Source organism: Pseudomonas sp. YQ_6 (genome assembly GCF_043103245.1).
Classification (GTDB): domain Bacteria; phylum Pseudomonadota; class Gammaproteobacteria; order Pseudomonadales; family Pseudomonadaceae; genus Aquipseudomonas; species Aquipseudomonas alloputida.
In genome coordinates, this window is sequence record NZ_JBICJR010000007.1 from 1 (window position 1) to 17,445 (window position 17,445).

The 17,445-nt window shown below is 61.9% G+C and carries 13 protein-coding genes, 5 tRNA genes and 1 pseudogene; 12 read left to right on the plus strand and 7 right to left on the minus strand.

The window, feature by feature from the left end; all coding sequences use genetic code 11:
- Window positions 1-20: 20 nt before the first annotated feature.
- Window positions 21-1,367, minus strand: a complete 1,347-nt coding sequence (locus ACF8FG_RS01980; RefSeq protein ID WP_010952895.1) for a class II 3-deoxy-7-phosphoheptulonate synthase — start codon at window positions 1,365-1,367, stop codon at window positions 21-23.
- A 116-nt stretch (window positions 1,368-1,483) separates the two neighbouring features.
- Here ACF8FG_RS01980 and ACF8FG_RS01985 point away from each other — a divergent pair, with 116 nt between their 5' ends.
- Both ACF8FG_RS01985 and ACF8FG_RS01990 read left to right on the plus strand, forming a co-directional pair.
- Entirely contained in the window at window positions 1,484-2,239 is a 756-nt protein-coding gene (locus ACF8FG_RS01985) for a spermidine synthase (protein WP_003247095.1), read from the plus strand.
- A gap of 317 nt (window positions 2,240-2,556) precedes the next feature.
- A pseudogene (locus tag ACF8FG_RS01990) lies at window positions 2,557-4,270 on the plus strand (DEAD/DEAH box helicase).
- A gap of 152 nt (window positions 4,271-4,422) precedes the next feature.
- Here the strand turns inward: ACF8FG_RS01990 and ACF8FG_RS01995 are convergent.
- Complete coding sequence (locus ACF8FG_RS01995; protein ID WP_392518595.1) at window positions 4,423-5,190, minus strand: DODA-type extradiol aromatic ring-opening family dioxygenase; 768 nt, start codon at window positions 5,188-5,190, stop codon at window positions 4,423-4,425.
- A gap of 101 nt (window positions 5,191-5,291) precedes the next feature.
- Between ACF8FG_RS01995 and ACF8FG_RS02000 the strand changes: the two genes are divergently transcribed.
- A complete protein-coding gene (locus ACF8FG_RS02000) occupies window positions 5,292-5,942 on the plus strand; it encodes a thiopurine S-methyltransferase (protein WP_014591951.1) in 651 nt (216 codons plus the stop codon).
- Between the two features lie 179 nt (window positions 5,943-6,121).
- Here the strand turns inward: ACF8FG_RS02000 and htpX are convergent, their stop codons facing one another.
- Together htpX and ACF8FG_RS02010 are read right to left on the minus strand one after the other, a co-directional pair.
- Window positions 6,122-7,009 carry a protease HtpX gene (htpX, locus tag ACF8FG_RS02005; protein ID WP_010952899.1) on the minus strand — a complete coding sequence of 296 codons (888 nt, stop codon included), beginning with the start codon at window positions 7,007-7,009 and terminating at the stop codon, window positions 6,122-6,124.
- 508 nt (window positions 7,010-7,517) lie between these two features.
- The gene (locus ACF8FG_RS02010) at window positions 7,518-8,729 is read right to left on the minus strand and encodes a pyridoxal phosphate-dependent aminotransferase (protein ID WP_012271123.1); all 1,212 of its coding nucleotides are present in this window, start codon (window positions 8,727-8,729) and stop codon (window positions 7,518-7,520) included.
- Between the two features lie 167 nt (window positions 8,730-8,896).
- Between ACF8FG_RS02010 and msrB the strand changes: the two genes are divergently transcribed.
- Complete coding sequence (gene msrB / locus ACF8FG_RS02015) at window positions 8,897-9,292, plus strand: peptide-methionine (R)-S-oxide reductase MsrB (RefSeq protein ID WP_010952901.1); 396 nt, start codon at window positions 8,897-8,899, stop codon at window positions 9,290-9,292.
- Window positions 9,293-9,305: 13 nt separating this feature from the next.
- Window positions 9,306-9,794: a glutathione peroxidase gene (locus ACF8FG_RS02020; RefSeq protein WP_010952902.1), complete on the plus strand. Its 489-nt coding sequence runs from the start codon at window positions 9,306-9,308 to the stop codon at window positions 9,792-9,794.
- Here the strand turns inward: ACF8FG_RS02020 and ACF8FG_RS02025 are convergent.
- The gene (locus tag ACF8FG_RS02025) at window positions 9,784-12,141 is read right to left on the minus strand and encodes a response regulator (RefSeq protein WP_318082109.1); all 2,358 of its coding nucleotides are present in this window, start codon (window positions 12,139-12,141) and stop codon (window positions 9,784-9,786) included. The genes ACF8FG_RS02020 and ACF8FG_RS02025 overlap by 11 nt on opposite strands.
- A gap of 204 nt (window positions 12,142-12,345) precedes the next feature.
- On the opposite strand from ACF8FG_RS02025, the gene ACF8FG_RS02030 reads away from it, so the two are divergent.
- Entirely contained in the window at window positions 12,346-13,233 is an 888-nt protein-coding gene (locus tag ACF8FG_RS02030; RefSeq protein WP_014591948.1) for an ATP-binding protein, read from the plus strand.
- Entirely contained in the window at window positions 13,234-13,716 is a 483-nt protein-coding gene (locus ACF8FG_RS02035; protein WP_014591947.1) for a GAF domain-containing protein, read from the plus strand.
- A 332-nt stretch (window positions 13,717-14,048) separates the two neighbouring features.
- Here ACF8FG_RS02035 and ACF8FG_RS02040 read toward each other — a convergent pair whose 3' ends face one another.
- Window positions 14,049-14,816, minus strand: coding sequence for a hypothetical protein (locus ACF8FG_RS02040; protein ID WP_267273729.1), 768 nt, complete (start codon window positions 14,814-14,816; stop codon window positions 14,049-14,051).
- A gap of 333 nt (window positions 14,817-15,149) precedes the next feature.
- On the opposite strand from ACF8FG_RS02040, the gene ACF8FG_RS02045 reads away from it, so the two are divergent.
- From ACF8FG_RS02045 to ACF8FG_RS02065, 5 genes are all read left to right on the plus strand, one after another.
- A tRNA-Glu gene (locus ACF8FG_RS02045) sits at window positions 15,150-15,225 on the plus strand.
- Window positions 15,226-15,227: 2 nt separating this feature from the next.
- Window positions 15,228-15,303 (plus strand) — tRNA-Gly (locus ACF8FG_RS02050).
- A 92-nt stretch (window positions 15,304-15,395) separates the two neighbouring features.
- Window positions 15,396-15,471 (plus strand) — tRNA-Glu (locus ACF8FG_RS02055).
- A gap of 3 nt (window positions 15,472-15,474) precedes the next feature.
- Window positions 15,475-15,550: transfer RNA gene (locus ACF8FG_RS02060), tRNA-Gly, on the plus strand.
- 85 nt (window positions 15,551-15,635) lie between these two features.
- Window positions 15,636-15,711, plus strand: a tRNA-Gly gene (locus ACF8FG_RS02065).
- Between the two features lie 230 nt (window positions 15,712-15,941).
- Here ACF8FG_RS02065 and ACF8FG_RS02070 read toward each other — a convergent pair.
- Window positions 15,942-17,408, minus strand: coding sequence for a hypothetical protein (locus ACF8FG_RS02070; protein WP_019437429.1), 1,467 nt, complete (start codon window positions 17,406-17,408; stop codon window positions 15,942-15,944).
- Between the last annotated feature and the right edge of the window lie 37 nt (window positions 17,409-17,445).

Sequence of the window (17,445 nt, forward strand, 5' to 3'; positions counted from 1 at the left end):
AAGCGAAAAGCGAAAAGCGCTTAGCGCCGCACCTGCTTGAGGGTTTCGGCAATCAGGAATGCCAACTCCAGCGACTGATCGGCATTCATCCGCGGATCACAATGGGTGTGATACCGGTCAGACAACGCATCCTCGGTGATCGGCCGGGCACCGCCGATGCATTCGGTGACGTTCTGCCCAGTCATCTCGATATGGATACCGCCGGCATGGCTGCCCTCGGCCTGGTGTACCTGGAAGAACTGCTTCACCTCATCCAGAATCTGCGCAAAATCGCGGGTCTTGTAACCGCTGCTGGCCTTGATGGTGTTGCCGTGCATCGGATCGGAACTCCACAGCACCTTGCGCCCCTCGCGCTCGACAGTGCGGATCAGCCCCGGCAAGTGGTCGCCAACCTTGCCCGCGCCCATGCGCACGATCAGGTTCAAACGCCCCGGGTCGTTGGCCGGGTTGAGCGTGTCGATCAGGCGGATCAGCTCTTCGGGGTTCATGCTCGGGCCAACCTTGACCCCGATCGGGTTGTGCACGCCACGCAGGAACTCCACATGAGCGCCATCGAGCTGGCGGGTGCGGTCGCCGATCCACAGCATGTGCGCCGAGCAGTCGTAGTAGTCGCCAGTCAGGCTGTCCTGGCGCACGAAGGCTTCTTCATAGTTCAGCAGCAGCGCTTCGTGGGCCGTGAAGAAGCTGGTTTCGCGCAGTTGCGGCGCACTGTCCAGGCCACAGGCACGCATGAACGCCAGGGTTTCATCGATGCGATTGGCCAACTGGTGGTACTTGTCGGCCAGCGCCGAGTTGGCAATGAAGTCCAGGTTCCACTTGTGCACCTGGTGCAGGTCGGCAAACCCGCCTTGGGCGAACGCGCGCAGCAAGTTGAGGCTGGCGGTGGCCTGGTGGTAGGCCTGCAGCAGGCGTTCCGGGTCCGGAATGCGGCTTTTGGCGTCGAAACCGATGCCGTTGACGATGTCGCCACGGTAGGCGGGGAGGGTGACGTCGCCGATGGTTTCATCGCCAGATGAGCGCGGTTTGGCGAACTGCCCGGCCATACGCCCCACTTTCACCACCGGGCAGCCGGCGGCAAAGGTCATGACAATGGCCATTTGCAGCAACACCTTGAAGGTGTCGCGGATTTTTGCAGCCGAGAACTCGGCGAAGCTCTCGGCGCAATCGCCGCCCTGAAGCAGAAAGGCACGGCCTTCGGTGACCTCGGCGAACTGCCGGCGCAGCTCGCGCGCCTCACCCGCGAACACCAGCGGCGGGTAGCTGGCCAGGGTCTGTTCAACCTTCAGCAGGTGCGCGGCATCGGGGTAGGTCGGTTGCTGCTGGATCGGCAGGGCGCGCCAGCTGTCGGGGCTCCACGGTTGGTTCATCTTGGGCTCGGTCTTGTCGGTTGTAGGCTATGGGCCATGGTAACAGTTGGCGCTGCGCTTGTTGCATCAAGGGTGTTGGCGGACAATGCGCGTTTTTGCGCAGGTGGGTGGTGGACATGACGGCGGAACGGCAAGAGCGGCTGCTGGCACGGGTAGAAGATGCTTTTGGCGTCATCAGCGTGTACGAAGTAGACGACTACCGGTTTCTGGAATTCGGCGATGCGATCGAGCAAAGCTGCGTGTTCACGGCCGACCCCAGCTGGCTGGAGTACGACTACACCCGCGCCATGCTGGTGGGGGCGCTGTGTCACGAACTGCCGGAGAGTGCGCTGTTTCTGGGCCTGGGCGCCGGCACGCTGACCCAGGCCTGCATGAAGTTCCTGCCGCTGGAAGACATCGAGGCCATCGAGCTGCGCCCGGATGTGCCGCGCCTGGCCATGGATTACCTGGGCCTGGACGACGACCCGCGGCTGTATGTGCGCATCGGCGATGCCCTGGAGCTGTTGCCCACGGCAGAGAAGGCCGACCTGCTGTTCGTTGACTTGTACACCGACCATGGTCCTGGGGTCGGGCACCTGGCGTGGAACTTTCTGGAGAACTGCCAGCAGCACCTGAACCCGGGCGGCTGGCTGGTGATCAACCAATGGGCCACTGATGATGGCAGGCCGCTGGGCGCGGCATTGCTGCGCGGGTTGTACCACCGGCATTACTGGGAACTGCCTGTGAAGGAGGGCAATGTGATTCTGCTGGTGCCGGCAGACCTGGAGCAGTCGCTGGACCTGGACGGTTTGAGAGCCCGGGCCGAGGCGCTGGCGCCGCGTTTGGGGTACAGCCTCGAGGGGCTGATCCGCGAGATTCGGCCGGCTACCTGAAAGGCTCAACCGCTCCGACACCGAGCGCGTAAGGCTTAAAGGGATTATCGATTCAGCCTGTTGCGCGCGATGGCCCGATACTGGCCCTGCCTCCATGAAAATTTTCCTCACGTACGCGACTATTTCAGGTATAGTACGCGCCGGTCTTTTAGCGGACCTCAAAATCAGGTGGTGCAAATCCTCCGAGTCCAGCTTCGGCTGCGCGTCCGCTAGGCGGACCTTCCCAAGTTTTCTTTTTCAATCGTTTTCGCAAATCCCCGCCGCCAAAGCTGCCTGGGTGACCTGACGGTCTTTCAAGGCATGTGCAGCTTTGGAGCATGGGTCTTTGCGGATGCACCTAGAGGCAGACCCATGACCCAGGAAACCGGCGGCTTCGCCGCTCTCGATCTTAACCCGAACATTGTTGCTGCCGTTGTGGCTACCGGCTACGAAGAGCCGTCCGCCATTCAGCAACAATCGATCCCGATCATCCTCGCCGGTCACGACATGATCGGCCAGGCGCAGACTGGCACCGGCAAAACCGCTGCCTTCGCCCTGCCGATCCTGAACAAGATCGATGTGAGCAAGCGCGAACCGCAAGCCCTGATCCTGGCGCCAACCCGTGAGTTGGCGCTGCAAGTTGCTACCGCTTTCGAAACCTACGCCAAGCAGATGCCGGGTGTGAACGTTGTCGCCGTCTACGGTGGTGCCCCGATGGGCCCACAGCTGCGTGCGATCCGCAACGGCGCGCAAATCGTCGTGGCCACCCCGGGCCGTCTGTGCGACCACCTGCGTCGTGACGAAAAAGTCTTGTCGACCGTACAGTACCTGGTACTGGACGAAGCCGACGAGATGCTGAAGCTGGGCTTCATGGACGACCTCGAAGTGATCTTCGACGCAATCCCGGCTACCCGTCAGACCGTACTGTTCTCCGCAACCCTGCCGTCGTCGATCCGTTCGATCGCCGAGCGTCACCTGCGTGAACCCAAACACGTCAAGATCCAGACCAAGACCCAGACCGTTACCGCGATCGAGCAGGCCCACCTGATGGTCCACGCGGACCAGAAGATCCCGGCTGTGCTGCGTCTGCTGGAAGTGGAAGAGTTCGACGCGCTGATCGCCTTCGTGCGTACCAAGCAAGCCACCCTGGACCTGGCCGCCGCGCTGGAAGCCAAAGGCTACAAGGCTGCTGCACTGAACGGCGATATCGCCCAGAACCAGCGTGAGCGCGTGATCGACTCGCTCAAGGATGGCCGCCTGGACATCGTCGTCGCCACCGACGTCGCTGCCCGTGGCCTGGACGTACCGCGCATCACTCACGTATTCAACGTTGACATGCCGTACGACCCGGAGTCCTACGTACACCGTATCGGCCGTACTGGCCGTGCCGGTCGCGATGGCCGTGCACTGTTGCTGGTTACCCCGCGTGAGCGCCGCATGCTGCAGGTGATCGAGCGTGTTACCGGGCAGAAGGTTGCCGAAGCGCGCCTGCCGAATGCCCAGGCCGTGCTGGATGCCCGCATCAAGAAGCTGACCTCGAGCCTGGCGCCGCTGGTAGCCGAAGCAGAAGCCACCCATGGCGAGCTGTTCGACCGCCTGACCACCGACCTCGGTTGCAGCGCGCGCGCCCTGGCGTCGGCCCTGCTGCGCAAGGCCACCAATGGCCAGGCGCTGGACCTGGCGGCGGTAGAGCGTGAGCAGCCGCTGGTGCCGAGCTTCGCCCCGCGTGGTGAGCGTACCGAGCGCGGTGAGCGTGGCGAGCGTCCTGATCGTGGTGACCGTGAGCGCCGTGCACCGCTGCCGTTGGCCGAAGGCCGCGTGCGTTGCCGTACCGCCCTGGGTGCCCGTGATGGTATCGCTGCCAAGAACCTGCTGGGTGCGATCCTCAACGAAGGTGGCCTGGCGCGTGACGCTATCGGCCGCATCCAGGTGCGCGACAGCTTCAGCCTGGTCGAGCTGCCGGAAGACGGCCTCGAGAAGCTGCTGTCCAAGCTCAAGGACACCCGCGTGGCTGGCAAGCAGCTGAAGCTGCGTCGCTACCGCGAGGATTGATCCTGGCGTAATGAAAAAATCCCCGGCTTAGGTCGGGGATTTTTTTTGCCTGTACCGGCCCTTTCGCGGGCAAGCCCGCTCCTACAGGTACCCCACAGATTTCAGTACCTGTTTAGTACCTGTAGGAGCGGGCTTGCCCGCGAAGCGGCCCTTCAGTCGAACCGATAGATGTCCATCCCCAGCGCGCCCAGGGTAAATCCCTGATGCACCACGCCGAACTTGCTCCCGGCCCCAAGGGCAAAGAACAGCGGCAGCAAATGCTCATCACTGGGATGGTTGCGCACCGCAAACGGCGCCTGCTGCCGGTAATCCAGCAACGCCGCCTGGTCATCCTCCTGCAGCCGGTCTACCACCCAATCCCTGAACGCCAGCGCCCACGGCTCGATCACATCCGGCCCTGCATGCCAGTCCAGCTCACCCAGGTTGTGGGTAATGCTGCCCGAACCTATCAGCAGTACATCCTCGGCACGCAACCCCGCCAGTGCCTGGCCCACCTTCAGCTGCAGCGCCGGCCCCATGTGGCTGGGCAGGGAAACCTGCACCACGGGAATGCTCGCATCCGGGTACATCAGCGACAGCGGCACCCAGGCGCCATGGTCGAATGGGCGTTGCATGTCCAGCCGCGCGGGTAACCCCGCAGCCTTCAACTGCTCACTGACCTGGCCAGCAAGCCCGGGCTCGCCCGGCGCCGGGTACTGCACCGCATACAGGGCCGGTGGGAAGCCGTAGAAGTCATGCCAGGTTTCGGGCTGTGCGCTGCCGGTGACCAGCAGCTCGCGGCTTTCCCAGTGTGCCGACACCACCACGATCGCTTTCGGCCGAGGCAGCGCGTTGGCCAACCCGGACAGTGCCGGCCCGCTGGCGCCGGGTTGCAGGGCAAGCATGGGGGAACCATGGGAAATGAACAGGCTGGGCAGCATGGCGGGGTCCTGAAGGTTAAGATGCAACCATCTTCGATTAAGTACAGATCGAAATCCAAACCAAGTTTTACCGACAAATCATCAAAAAATCGGGAGTGATCATGGAACCAGCGTTCTGGCAGCAACGGTGGGCCGACAACCAGATCGGCTTTCACCAAGCGCAGGTGAACCCCTATCTGCAGACGTATTGGCCACAGTTGCAGTTGGCGCCCGGCAGCCGTGTGCTGGTGCCGTTGTGTGGCAAGAGCCTGGACTTGGCCTGGTTGGCAGGGCAGGGCCATCGCGTATTGGGTGTGGAGCTGTCGCGGCGGGCGGTGGAGGATTTTTTCCGTGAGCACGGGCTTGAGGCCGAAGTGCGGCAGCAGGGCGCATTTGAGGTTTGGCGCAGTGGAGATGTGCAGCTGTGGTGTGGCGACTTCTTTGCCTTGCGGGCAGAGGATGTGGCTGACTGCGTGGGGCTGTATGACCGGGCGGCGGTGATTGCGCTGCCGGTGCAGATGCGTGCGCGGTATATGCAGCTGTTGTCGGGTTTGCTGCCGGCGAATTGCCGTGGGTTGGTGGTGACGCTGGAGTATGACCAGTCATTGTTGGCCGGGCCGCCGTTTTCGGTCAGGGATGAAGAGCTGAGGCAGGGGTTTGCGGGGTGGCAGGTGGAGCAACTGGAGGCTGTGGAGGTGATTGAGGAGAGCCCGAAGTTTGTGCAGGCCGGGGCGTCGAGTTTGTTGGAGCGGGTGTACCGGCTCAGCCGGTAAGCAGATAGGGCAGGCTGCGCCGGCCCATGTGGGAGCGGGCGTGCCCGCGAAACAGGCGACGCGGTAGATGGCACCGGCTTTGCCGGTGTTCGCGGGCGCGCCCGCTCCCTCAGAAACTGCGTGAGGCCGGGTGAATAAAAAAGGGCGACCGAAGTCGCCCTTTGTTTTTATCAGGTGGATCAGCCGCGCTGGCGCAGGGCCTCGATGCGGTCTTCCAGCGGTGGGTGGCTCATCAGCAACCCAGCCAGGCCGTGCTTGAGGCCGCCATTGATGCCGAAGGCCTTCATGGTGTCCGGCATGTGCACTGGCAGGCCTTGTTCCACGCGCAGGCGCTGCAGGGCGCCGATCATTGCCGCGGTACCGGCCAGCTGCGCACCGGCTTCGTCGGCGCGGAATTCGCGGCGGCGCGAGAACCACATCACGATCATGCTGGCCAGGATGCCAAGGATCAGCTCGGCAACGATGGTCGCCACATAGTAGGCAATGCCTTGGCCCTCTTCGTTCTTGAAGATGACCTTGTCGACAAAGTTGCCGATGATGCGTGCAAAGAACATCACGAAGGTGTTCACCACGCCCTGCACCAGCGCCAGGGTGACCATGTCGCCGTTGGCAACGTGGCCGATTTCGTGGGCCAGTACCGCGCGCACTTCATCGGGCGAGAAGCGCTCCAGCAGGCCCTGGGACACCGCGACCAGCGCGTCGTTGCGGTTCCAGCCGGTGGCGAAGGCGTTGGCCTCGTAAGCCGGGAAGATACCCACCTCAGGCATTTTGATGCCCGCTTCGCGGGACAGCTCTTCGACCGTTTGCAGCAGCCATTGCTCGTGGCGGGTGCGCGGCTGGCTGATGATCTGGGTGCCGGTGGTCATCTTCGCCATCCACTTGGAGATGAACAGCGAGACGAGGGAGCCGGCAAAGCCGAACACGGCGCAGAACACCAGCAGGCTGCTGAGGTTCAGATCGACCCCGTTGGCGGCCATGAACCCGTTGAAACCGAACAGGCTCAGGGTAATGCTTGCAACCAGCACCACCGCGAGGTTGGTGGCTACAAACAACAGAATGCGCATCATGGTTGTTACGTTCTCCTGACGGATGAGTTGTCGCTTACTGCGGGGTATATAAGGGGCCTGCCGCGCCGATTCAATCGGGGGACTATTTCAAACTGTGTACGGCGGAGTATGGCAGAGGATGGCGTGTGGGCTGTGGGATAGAGCGTTGCAGGATGTAAGAAACATTCGGCTTGGGGTTGCGTCAAGGCCGCTGGGTGTTTGCCGCAAGTGGTGTGGCGCCTGTGAGATCGAGCGCCGCTCGCGCGGCGCTTCGCGGGTAAACCCGCTCCTACGTTTGTTTCGGGCCAATTATGCCTGTGGGATTTGCGCGCGAACGCCCTGGCGCATGGCTCGATATCGCGTCGTACGAACAAGGCGATCGCGCGCTCCTGGCACAGGATGGACTGGCCCGAAACAAACGTAGGAGCGGGTTTACCCGCGAAGCGCCGCGCGGGCGGCGCTCGATCTGCGCCCCACCACCACCACCTCGTCGAACCTCTCGTCGCCCCCACGGCGCTCCCATCAAATCCTACTGCGAATAACCCTTCAGGAAATTGCCGATCCGGCCAATTGCTGCTTCCAGGTCATCCACGCGCGGCAAGGTCACCACGCGGAAGTGGTCCGGCCACGGCCAGTTGAACGCCGTCCCTTGTACAATCAGCAGCTTCTCTGACAGCAGCAGGTCAAGGGCGAACTTCTCGTCGTTGAGGATCGGGCAAACCTTCGGATCGATCCGCGGGAACGCATACAGCGCCCCCATCGGCTTCACGCAGCTGACACCGGGGATATCGTTGAGCAGTTCGTAGGTGCGGTTACGCTGCTCCAGCAGGCGGCCTGGCGGTAGCACCAGGTCGTTGATGCTCTGGTAGCCGCCCAGCGCGGTCTGGATGGCGTGCTGGGCCGGCACGTTGGCGCACAGGCGCATGTTGGCCAGCATGTCGATGCCTTCGATGTAGCTTTGTGCGTGGTGCTTGGGCCCGGAGATGATCAGCCAGCCGGAGCGGAAACCCGCCACCCGGTACGACTTGGACAAGCCGTTGAATGTCAGGCACAGCAGGTCCGGGGCCAGCGAGGCGGTGCTGATGTGCACGGCTTCGTCGTACAGGATCTTGTCGTAGATCTCGTCGGAGAACACCACCAGGTTGTGCTGGCGCGCCAGCTCCAGCATGCCCAGCAGCAGCTCCTTGGAGTAGACGGCGCCGGTCGGGTTGTTCGGGTTGATGATCACCAGCGCTTTGGTGTTCGGGGTGATCTTGGCCTTGATGTCCTCAAGGTCAGGGAACCAGTCGGCCTGCTCGTCGCACAGGTAGTGCACCGGCTTGCCGCCGGCCAGGCTCACGGCGGCTGTCCACAGCGGGTAGTCGGGGGCCGGGATCAGTACTTCGTCGCCGTTGTTGAGCAGCGCCTGCATCGACATGACGATCAGCTCGGACACACCATTACCCAGGTAGATGTCCTCGATGGTGACGCCTTCGATTTCCTTCTGCTGGCAGTACTGCATCACGGCCTTGCGTGCGCTGAACAGGCCCTTGGAGTCGCTGTAGCCCTGTGCGGTGGGCAGGTTGCGGATCACATCCTGAAGGATTTCATCAGGCGCCTCGAAGCCAAACGGCGCCGGGTTGCCGATGTTCAGCTTGAGGATGCGGTGGCCTTCCTCCTCCAGGCGTTTGGCGTGCTTGAGCACTGGGCCGCGAATGTCGTAGCAGACATTGGCGAGCTTGTTCGATTTGCTGAACTGCATGATGGGATCCCGATTGAGAAAACGCGCTACGCCCCGCCGAAAGGTTTGAAAGGGCAGGAAGCGGGTGCCAGACTGAACGCCTGGCACACGAAGCCAACTAATATACGTGCCACCCGCGCCCCGGAAAAGACGGTGTGGGGTGAAATTCAGCCTGCCGAGGTTTCTACATGAAAAAGATCGAAAAAACCCTGGACGAATGGCGGTCGATGCTCGACCCCGAGCAGTACCAGGTCTGCCGCCTCAAGGGCACCGAACGGCCATTCAGCGGCAAGTACAACAGCGAGCGCCGCGACGGCATCTACCACTGTATCTGTTGCGGCCTGCCGCTGTTCGATGCGCAGACCAAGTTCGACGCCGGCTGCGGCTGGCCGAGCTTCTACGCGCCGATCGAGGACAGCGCGATGATCGAGATCCGCGACACGTCCCACGGCATGATCCGCACCGAGGTCACCTGTGCCCGTTGCGACGCGCACCTGGGGCATGTGTTCCCTGACGGCCCGCCACCGACCGGCCTGCGTTACTGCATCAACTCGGTGTGCATCGACCTTCGTCCGCGCGACTGACCGGAGCCCGATCATGGCTGCAACGATGCTGAACATCCCCTGCGTGACCCTGGGCGGCGAGCACAAGACGCTCGGCGACTTCCCGGGCAAGGTGCTGTTGGTGGTCAATACCGCCAGCCAGTGCGGATTTACCCCGCAGTACAAAGGCCTGGAGCAACTGTGGCAGGCCTACCGCGACCGTGGCCTGGTGGTACTGGGTTTCCCGTGCAATCAGTTCGGCAAGCAGGAACCTGGCGATGCGCGGGAAATTGCGCAGTTCTGCGAGCGTAATTTCGGCGTGAGTTTTCCGCTGTTTCGCAAGGTCGAGGTCAACGGCCCGGGCGCTCACCCTCTGTTCGTTGAACTCAAGCAACGCGCCCCGGGTATTTTGGGTAGCCAGAAGATCAAGTGGAACTTCACCAAGTTTCTGGTCGACCCGGCCAGTGGCCAGGTCAAGCGCTATGCCCCCACCACCAAGCCACAGGCCCTGGAGGCGGACATCGAGCGATTGCTCAGCCGCTGAAGGGCACCCAATGGTCGACCAGGGCCAGTAGCTCTTCGCGGCGGAAAGGCTTGGCCAGGTAGTCGTTCATGCCCGCCGCCCGGCAGCGTTCGCGCTCTTCGGGCATCGCGTTGGCGGTGAGGGCGACGATGGGCAACTCGGGCCAGCGGCCGCTTTGGCGGATACGCCGGCTGGCCTCGTAGCCGTCCATCACCGGCATGTTGCAGTCCATCAGCACCAGGTCGAATTCCTCACGCGCCAGCAGCTCAAGGGCTTCCGCACCCTGGGTGGCCAGTTGCACCTGGCAGCCGAGCTTGGCCAGCATGCCCTTGGCCACCAGCTGGTTCACCGGGTTGTCTTCTACCAGCAGTATCCTCGCACGGCCTTGCTCCTGGGTAAGGACCGGGATGGCCAGCGGGTGTTCGGGCTCATGGCCTTGCAACGTGCGGCGCAGGGTCTGGTACAGGGCGTTGCGTGCCAATGGTCGGGCCAGCTGGTGCAGCGGTGCCAAGGCCAAGGACTGCTCGTTGGGCAGGAAGTTGCCGTAGGCAGTCACCAGCAGAATCGGGGTTTTCAATGCCGGGCGCAGTTCGAACAGGTGCTCGACGTCGTCGGTGATCAACAGGTCGACCACTGCCGCATCCAGCGTGGCGTAACTGTCATGGCGCTGGTAGGTCAGGCCCCAGGCGGGCAGCAAGTCATGTAACAGTTCATTGAGCCCGCTGCCGGCTGCGCTCAGTGCGGCCACGCGGCCATGCAAGGGCGCTGGCGGGATGGCTTCGGTGTGCACGGTCAGCGGCAGCTCGGCGGTAAAACTGCTGCCAAAGCCCGGCTCGGAGCGAATGTGCAGGTGGCCTTGCATGGCCTTGCACAGGTTGCGCGTCAGCGCCAGGCCCAGGCCGGTGCCACCGTACTGGCGGGTGATGCCGGCGCCGGCCTGGGTGAAAGGCTGGAAGATGCGCGCCTGGGCGTCTTCGGGGATGCCGATGCCGGTATCCCGTACCTCAAGACGCACACCACCGACAATGGCCGCCAAGCGCACATCGACGCGGCCGAAGCGGGTGAATTTCAGCGCGTTGGACAGCAGGTTGCTGACGATCTGCCGCACACGCGTGGGGTCGCCGAGCACGCTGCTGGGGAAGTCGCTGGCGATCAGGCAGGTCAGCTCCACACTTTGCGCGGTGTTCTGCGACAGCAGGTTGGCAGTGTCTTCCACCATCGAGCCCATGTCGAACGCAATGCGTTCCAGTTCCAGCTGGCCGGCATCGAACTTGGACAAGTCGAGAATATCGTTCAGCAGCTCTACCAGCACCTTGCCCGAGTCGTGGGCGATAGCCAGTTGCTGGCGTTGTTCGCTGGGCAGCGGGTTGTCCAGCGCCAGGGCGATCATGCCCAGCATGCCGTTGAGCGGGGTGCGGATTTCGTGGCTCATGTTGGCCAGGAAGGCGGCGCGAGCCTGGGCCATGTCCAGCGCTCGGCTGCGGGCTTGTTCCAGCTCCTGGTTGGACAGGCTGAGGCTGCTGTTGCTGGCCTTGAGCTCGTTGGTGCGCGCCGACACGATGTCTTCCAGCTCGTTCAGGTACTGGGTCAGACGGTTTTCCGCAGTGCGCCGCTGTTCGATCTCGGTGGCCATGCTGACGAACTGCTGGTTGGCGACCTTCACCAGCACGCCGATTTCGTCGTGCTCATGTCCGTGTGGGCATTCCAGGCGCGTTTGCCGGGGTTTGCGCGGGTCGCTGCCGCTGAGTGCGCCAATCACCGTCACCAGCGGCTTGGTCAGCATCATGTAGAACAGCGCCAGCAGGAGGCCGGTGAGCACCAGGCTGCGGGCAAAACCATTGAGCAGGGTGATGCCGGCACGTTCGAGAAAGCGGCTGCCGAAGGCGAAGGTGTCGATGTCCAGGTACAGGGTGCCCAGGTATTGCTCCGGCATCTGGGTCAGGTACAGGCGCTCCTTGAACTGGCGTTGCTCGCCGAACAGGAAGTCGCTGAGTGGCCGGGAGCGGTCCTGCAGTTTTGGCCGCTCGACATCGGCCAGTACCGTTTCGTTGTTGTCGATCAGTCGTGCGCGGATGACGGCCGGCGACTGCAGCAGGCCGCGGGTCAGCTCCAGCGCCAGTTCCGAGTCGATGTTGTAGGCGATGCGCGAGGCCGGGTTGTGGCTGATTTGCAGCAACGCGTTCACTTCACGGTTGATGGACGCGTCTTCGCTGGCATAATCGATGCCGATCTGGATGAGACTGAGCAATGTTCCCAGGATGAAGCCGACCAGGACTGTCAACCGGGCTTGCTTGTATGACAGGCGATTGGTGAACTTGATATCCATGAGTCCCGAGCCGGTTTCCCGTTCCTTGCGCTGCGCAAGCATAGCCGAATAGCCCCGGCTGCTGGTGGGTCTGTCTGTTCATTTCAGTTGATCGCCAAGCGGGGGCCGCTTGGCGCCCCTTCGCGGGCTTGCCCGCTCTCACAGGTACAGCTTAGCCCCAGGCTGAAGGCAAGCCCTGTGGGAGCGGGCAAGCCCGCGAAGGGGCGCGCAGCGGCCTCCAAAAAACTGAAATTGTTAGGAGTCGTCATGGACGCTCGCTTGATCGCTTTTCTGGACCGCGCCGAATCGGTACTGGCGCGCCTTGAACCCCTGTTGCCGGCACAACGCCCGCACATCGACTGGGGCACCACACTGGCCGCGCGCTGGCAGCGTGATGGCCGCAGCGGCTACCTGCTGCCGCTGGACGTCAGCCTGGACATCCGCCTGACTGACCTGATCGGTATCGACAAACAGCGCGACCAGCTGGGCCGCAACACCCACCAGTTCATCAACGGCCTGCCAGCCAACCACGCGTTGCTGTGGGGCTCGCGTGGTACAGGCAAGTCGTCGCTGGTACGTGCCCTGCTGGCCGAGCACGCCAGCGCCGGCCTGCGCCTGATCGAAATCGAACGTGACCACCTGGCCGACCTGCCGCGGGTGGTCGAGCAACTGCAGAAGCTGCCGCAACGCTTCATCCTGTTCTGCGACGACCTGTCGTTCGAAGCCGGGGAGGGCGACTACCGGGTGCTCAAGAGCGTGCTCGACGGCTCGCTGGAGCAGGCCCCGGACAATGTGCTGCTGTACGCCACCTCCAACCGCCGCCACCTGGTGCCCGAGAAGGAAAGCGACAACGAGAACTGGAAGCGTGTCGACGGCGAGCTGCACCCCAGCGAAGCGGTGGAGGACAAGATTGCCCTGTCTGACCGTTTTGGCCTGTGGCTGTCGTTCTACCCGTTCACCCAGGACCATTTCCTGAATGTTGTGGAGCACTGGATTGGCCAGTTGGCGCAACCTGCAGGCCTTGCCTGGCAGCGCACCGAAGAACTCGACATCCTCGCCGTGCGCTGGGCCACCGGCCGCGGTAACCGTAATGGCCGTTGTGCCTATCAGTTCGCCCGCTACTGGGTCGGGCTGCAATTGCTGGAGCAAAAGTAAATGATCGACCTCAATGCCAGTGGCGCCGGCCTCGAAGGCTATAACCTGCTGGCGGCGCAAGTGCAGGCGCTGTTCGCCGACGAGCGTGACTTCATCGCCAACGCCGCGCAGTTTTCCGCGTTTCTGTATAACCAGGTGGACGACCTGAACTGGGCGGGGTTCTACCTCAACCGCAACGAAGAGCTGGTGCTGGGCCCGTTCCAGGGCCAGGTGGCGTGTGTTCGCATTCCGTTCAGTAAAGGTGTGTGCGGGGCCGCGGCGGCAACGCGGCAGACCCAGCGGGTCGAGGATGTACATGCATTCCCGGGCCACATTGCCTGTGACAGCGCCTCCAACAGCGAGCTGGTGATCCCGTTGGTGAAGGACGGCAGGTTGATTGGCGTGCTGGATCTGGATAGCCCGACGGTCGGGCGGTTCAGCGAGGCGGACCAAGTGGGGCTGGAGCGGTTGGCGGCGATCTTTCTGGCGTTGACTGACTGCTGATCGATGTTGCCTGTGCCGGCCTTTTCGCGGGCAAGCCCGCTCCTACAAGGGCCTGTGTCCGGCCGCCGATGTGTGTCCACCTTTGGTGTAGGAGCGGGTTTACCCGCGAATACGGTGGCGGCGACAGCGATGAATGACCAGGGATATTGGCCAGCAGCCCCGGCCCTTTCGCGGGTAAACCCGCTCCTACAACGGCCTGCGCCCAACACCCGAAGTGGGTACACCGCCGTGTAGGAGCGGGTTTACCCGCGAATACGGTGGCGGCGGCAGCGATGAATGACCAGGGATATTGGCCAGCAGCCCCGGCCCTTTCGCGGGTACAGGTTAACCAATCAGTCGTAGATCACCTTCTTCTTCCAGGTTTCTTCCTCATCGGTCTTGAGCCCATCGGTCAATTCGTTGTGCTCGTCCTCCGCCGGTGCCATGCGGTCCAGCACCTGGGCATTGGCCCGGGCCAACAGTTTCTCAAGATACGTCAGCTGCTCTTCATACACCTTAGGCTCGGGCTGCTTGCGCAAATACTGCACACCGCGCTCGAAGGCCAGGCGCGCCTGGCCGGGCTGGCCTTTTTGCAGGGCCTGTTGGCCGAGGTTGTTGAAGAACTCTATATGCAGCAGCACCAGGATATGGCGGATTTCCTTGACCCAATGCTTGGCCTCGACGGCGGGCAAGAAGCCCTCATGGGCAGCGCGGGTCACCTGATTGTGCAGCGCCTCCAGCAAGAAGCGTACGTCCTTGGCCTTGATCTCGGTGTGGATCGGGTTGGGTGGGTTGTTGACCGGGATCTTGTCACCCAGGGCAATCAGCCCTTCCAGTTCGGCGATGCGCGCCTTGTACTCGGCATTGCGCTTGTCCACCGCCAGCAGGCGCTGGTTGAGGTTCAGCTCCAGGCGGGTCAGCAGCAACTTGAGGGCCGGGGTCATGAACTGGCCGGGGAACGTCTCGGTAATCTCGCCACAGCGGCGCAGGCGGTCGGCGAGCTCGATCTTCATCCGGGCGCGCTCAAGCTTGCCATTCTCGACCACATTGTTGAGGTAGCCGATCACGATCAGCAAGGCGATGCCCGCCACGATGAGCAGGGTGATCAGAAGTGGTGTCACCGTTAATGCCTCATGAATAGGTTTGCATGATTGAGTGTAGGAGCGAGATTGCTCGCGAGAGGCCCTGACAGCCATTCTCTTTTTCTATCGGCAAACTGTGCCATGACTGGATGCTGGCACATTAATGCTGACTTGACGCCAGAAAATCAACGCCAAACCCTGGCAGGGGTACCAAAACAGCGCTGGGTGTACCCGGAAGTCATTGATTTAAATAAATTTCTACAAAGGGGTTGACGCCTTCCCGAACCATCCATAGAATGCGCGCCACTTGCAGCGTAAAGCACACAGCGAAACGCGGCAGGGAGTGAAAGCAGGCAGTAATGCCAGCAGCGTGTCCCCTTCGTCTAGTGGCCTAGGACACCGCCCTTTCACGGCGGTAACAGGGGTTCGAGTCCCCTAGGGGACGCCAATGCGGGAATAGCTCAGTTGGTAGAGCACGACCTTGCCAAGGTCGGGGTCGCGAGTTCGAGTCTCGTTTCCCGCTCCAGTTTCTCCGGCACTGCTTAACGGCGGGGCAGGAAAAGAAAATCCAGGCTGAATCGTGAGGTTCATGTTCTGGTGCACTGAAAAGTGTTGTGTGTCCCCTTCGTCTAGTGGCCTAGGACACCGCCCTTTCACGGCGGTAACAGGGGTTCGAGTCCCCTAGGGGACGCCAAATGCGGGAATAGCTCAGTTGGTAGAGCACGACCTTGCCAAGGTCGGGGTCGCGAGTTCGAGTCTCGTTTCCCGCTCCAGTTTAAATACTGTGGCGTCTATGCGGTGCAGTGGTGGTGAAGGCTGTAAAGGCGCTTCACGCCGAACGTGGTAAAGCTTCAAATTGCGGGAATAGCTCAGTTGGTAGAGCACGACCTTGCCAAGGTCGGGGTCGCGAGTTCGAGTCTCGTTTCCCGCTCCAAATCAAGATCTACAGAGTTCCATGAGATTCTGTAAATCCTCGAAAACAGACGCTTCGGCGTCTTTTTTCGTTTCAGCGCAGTTCGCCCGAATCCATCATCAGCCTTGAAATTCAATGTGCCACTGCTAGGCGCCCTTCGCACAGACGACAGTGCAAAGCCTGCGGGGGCTTTGAGGGCGTGGTTCCTTGTCGAAGCCGGTTTCCTTGATCAGCAGAGGGAGTGGTTTTTGTCAACCCACCAGTGTCACGGGTACGTAAGGGAACGGGATCCAGGTGAGTTTGTTGTCCACGCTGAAATAGCACAGGATGTCGATCTGATAAGAGACCGTGAACACGCTCAGCGCTGCCGGGGTTACCGAACCTACCGTCATGATCCCTGTTGCCGACGTTACCGGGGTCGCGTCTGTGACCACGACAGGAGCGTCGCCTCCATCGTTACGCTTGCCGGTGATGTGCAGCCTGACGAACTGACTGGTATCCCTGAGTGGCCACGTGTTGAGGGTAAAGGTGGCTTGGTCTCCCATCCCACTCAGGCTCAGCTCACCACTCTGGATCGCCTCACACTGAGGCGCGGGCAGATTGGTGGGGGTTCGTACCGTCAGCGTGTGAAGCCCGGATGTATGAGTTGTGCCGCGACGGGTTACCGTGTAATACAGCGCAAGGCTACTGCCCATGCGTGCCGCAACGTTGGTTCTGGGGATGGGGCAGGCAATGTCGCCGGTAGCCACCTCGACGGGGGCGTCATAGGCGCCGTGTTCCCCTGGGTTTGCCCAGTATACCCTCACGCTGTCAGCGGGCTCGAAGGGGTTACCCGCTTTTATGATGATGGTTGCGCCATTCGAGGCCCGAACCGGGTCCAGCGTGCTGCTGCTTCCCGTACTGCCCGTTTCCTTCAGGTAGGGTGTGGAGAAGTTCACGGGTAACGGAGTGGGTTTGGCGTCCAGCAGCACAATTTGCGACTGTAGTTCTGGCGTGCCCAAATAATCCTGAACCGTGTACCGCGCATAGCGTAGGCCGTCAGCCATATCACGGATGTGCTTGCCTGGGATGATCACCTTCAGCGGTTTGTTGATGTCTCCCTGTGTTACGGGCCTGCTCCCCGCCTGGTGCATGCCGGAGGGGGAGGTGGACCAATACCAGGTCAGCACATCACCCACACGGATACCTGAATAAAGGGGCACAGTGGCCTCCAGTTCTTCATTGTGCTCCACCAGATAGGCGTCGGTGACACCGTTTTGGACTACCTCAGGGTCGAACACCAGCATGTTGTCCGCCGGTAGTTGAGGGGGCGTTCGGTCGATGGTGATGTGAAAGGGTAGTGAAGACGAAGGGTTGCCGCTGTAGAGCTTTACATGATGAAACAGGGTATGTCTCCCCTCGCTGAGCAACAGGTGTTGCGGTACGTGGAGGAACAGGTCGTCCTCGGGCACCGGCGCTGTCCATGACTTTTGAGCGACTGCTGTATCGTCCCAGTACAGCGTCAGCGTTTCCTCACCCATTGCGGGATTGGAGTTCTTCCACATCTTGAACCTGACTTCAAGCGGCTGATGCGTTGCGCTGAAACGCAGTAAATGGGTTTCGCCACCCTCAAGGTCTGGTAGCAGCGCCGCGATCTCGGGTGGATCGAGTGGGTCTGCCTGAGTGGTCCGCCCCTTGAGCGAGGACCAGAGTGAACGGATCAGGGTAATCAATGGCATGGCTTGGTCTCCTGTCAAGGACAAGCATTGAGTGCTG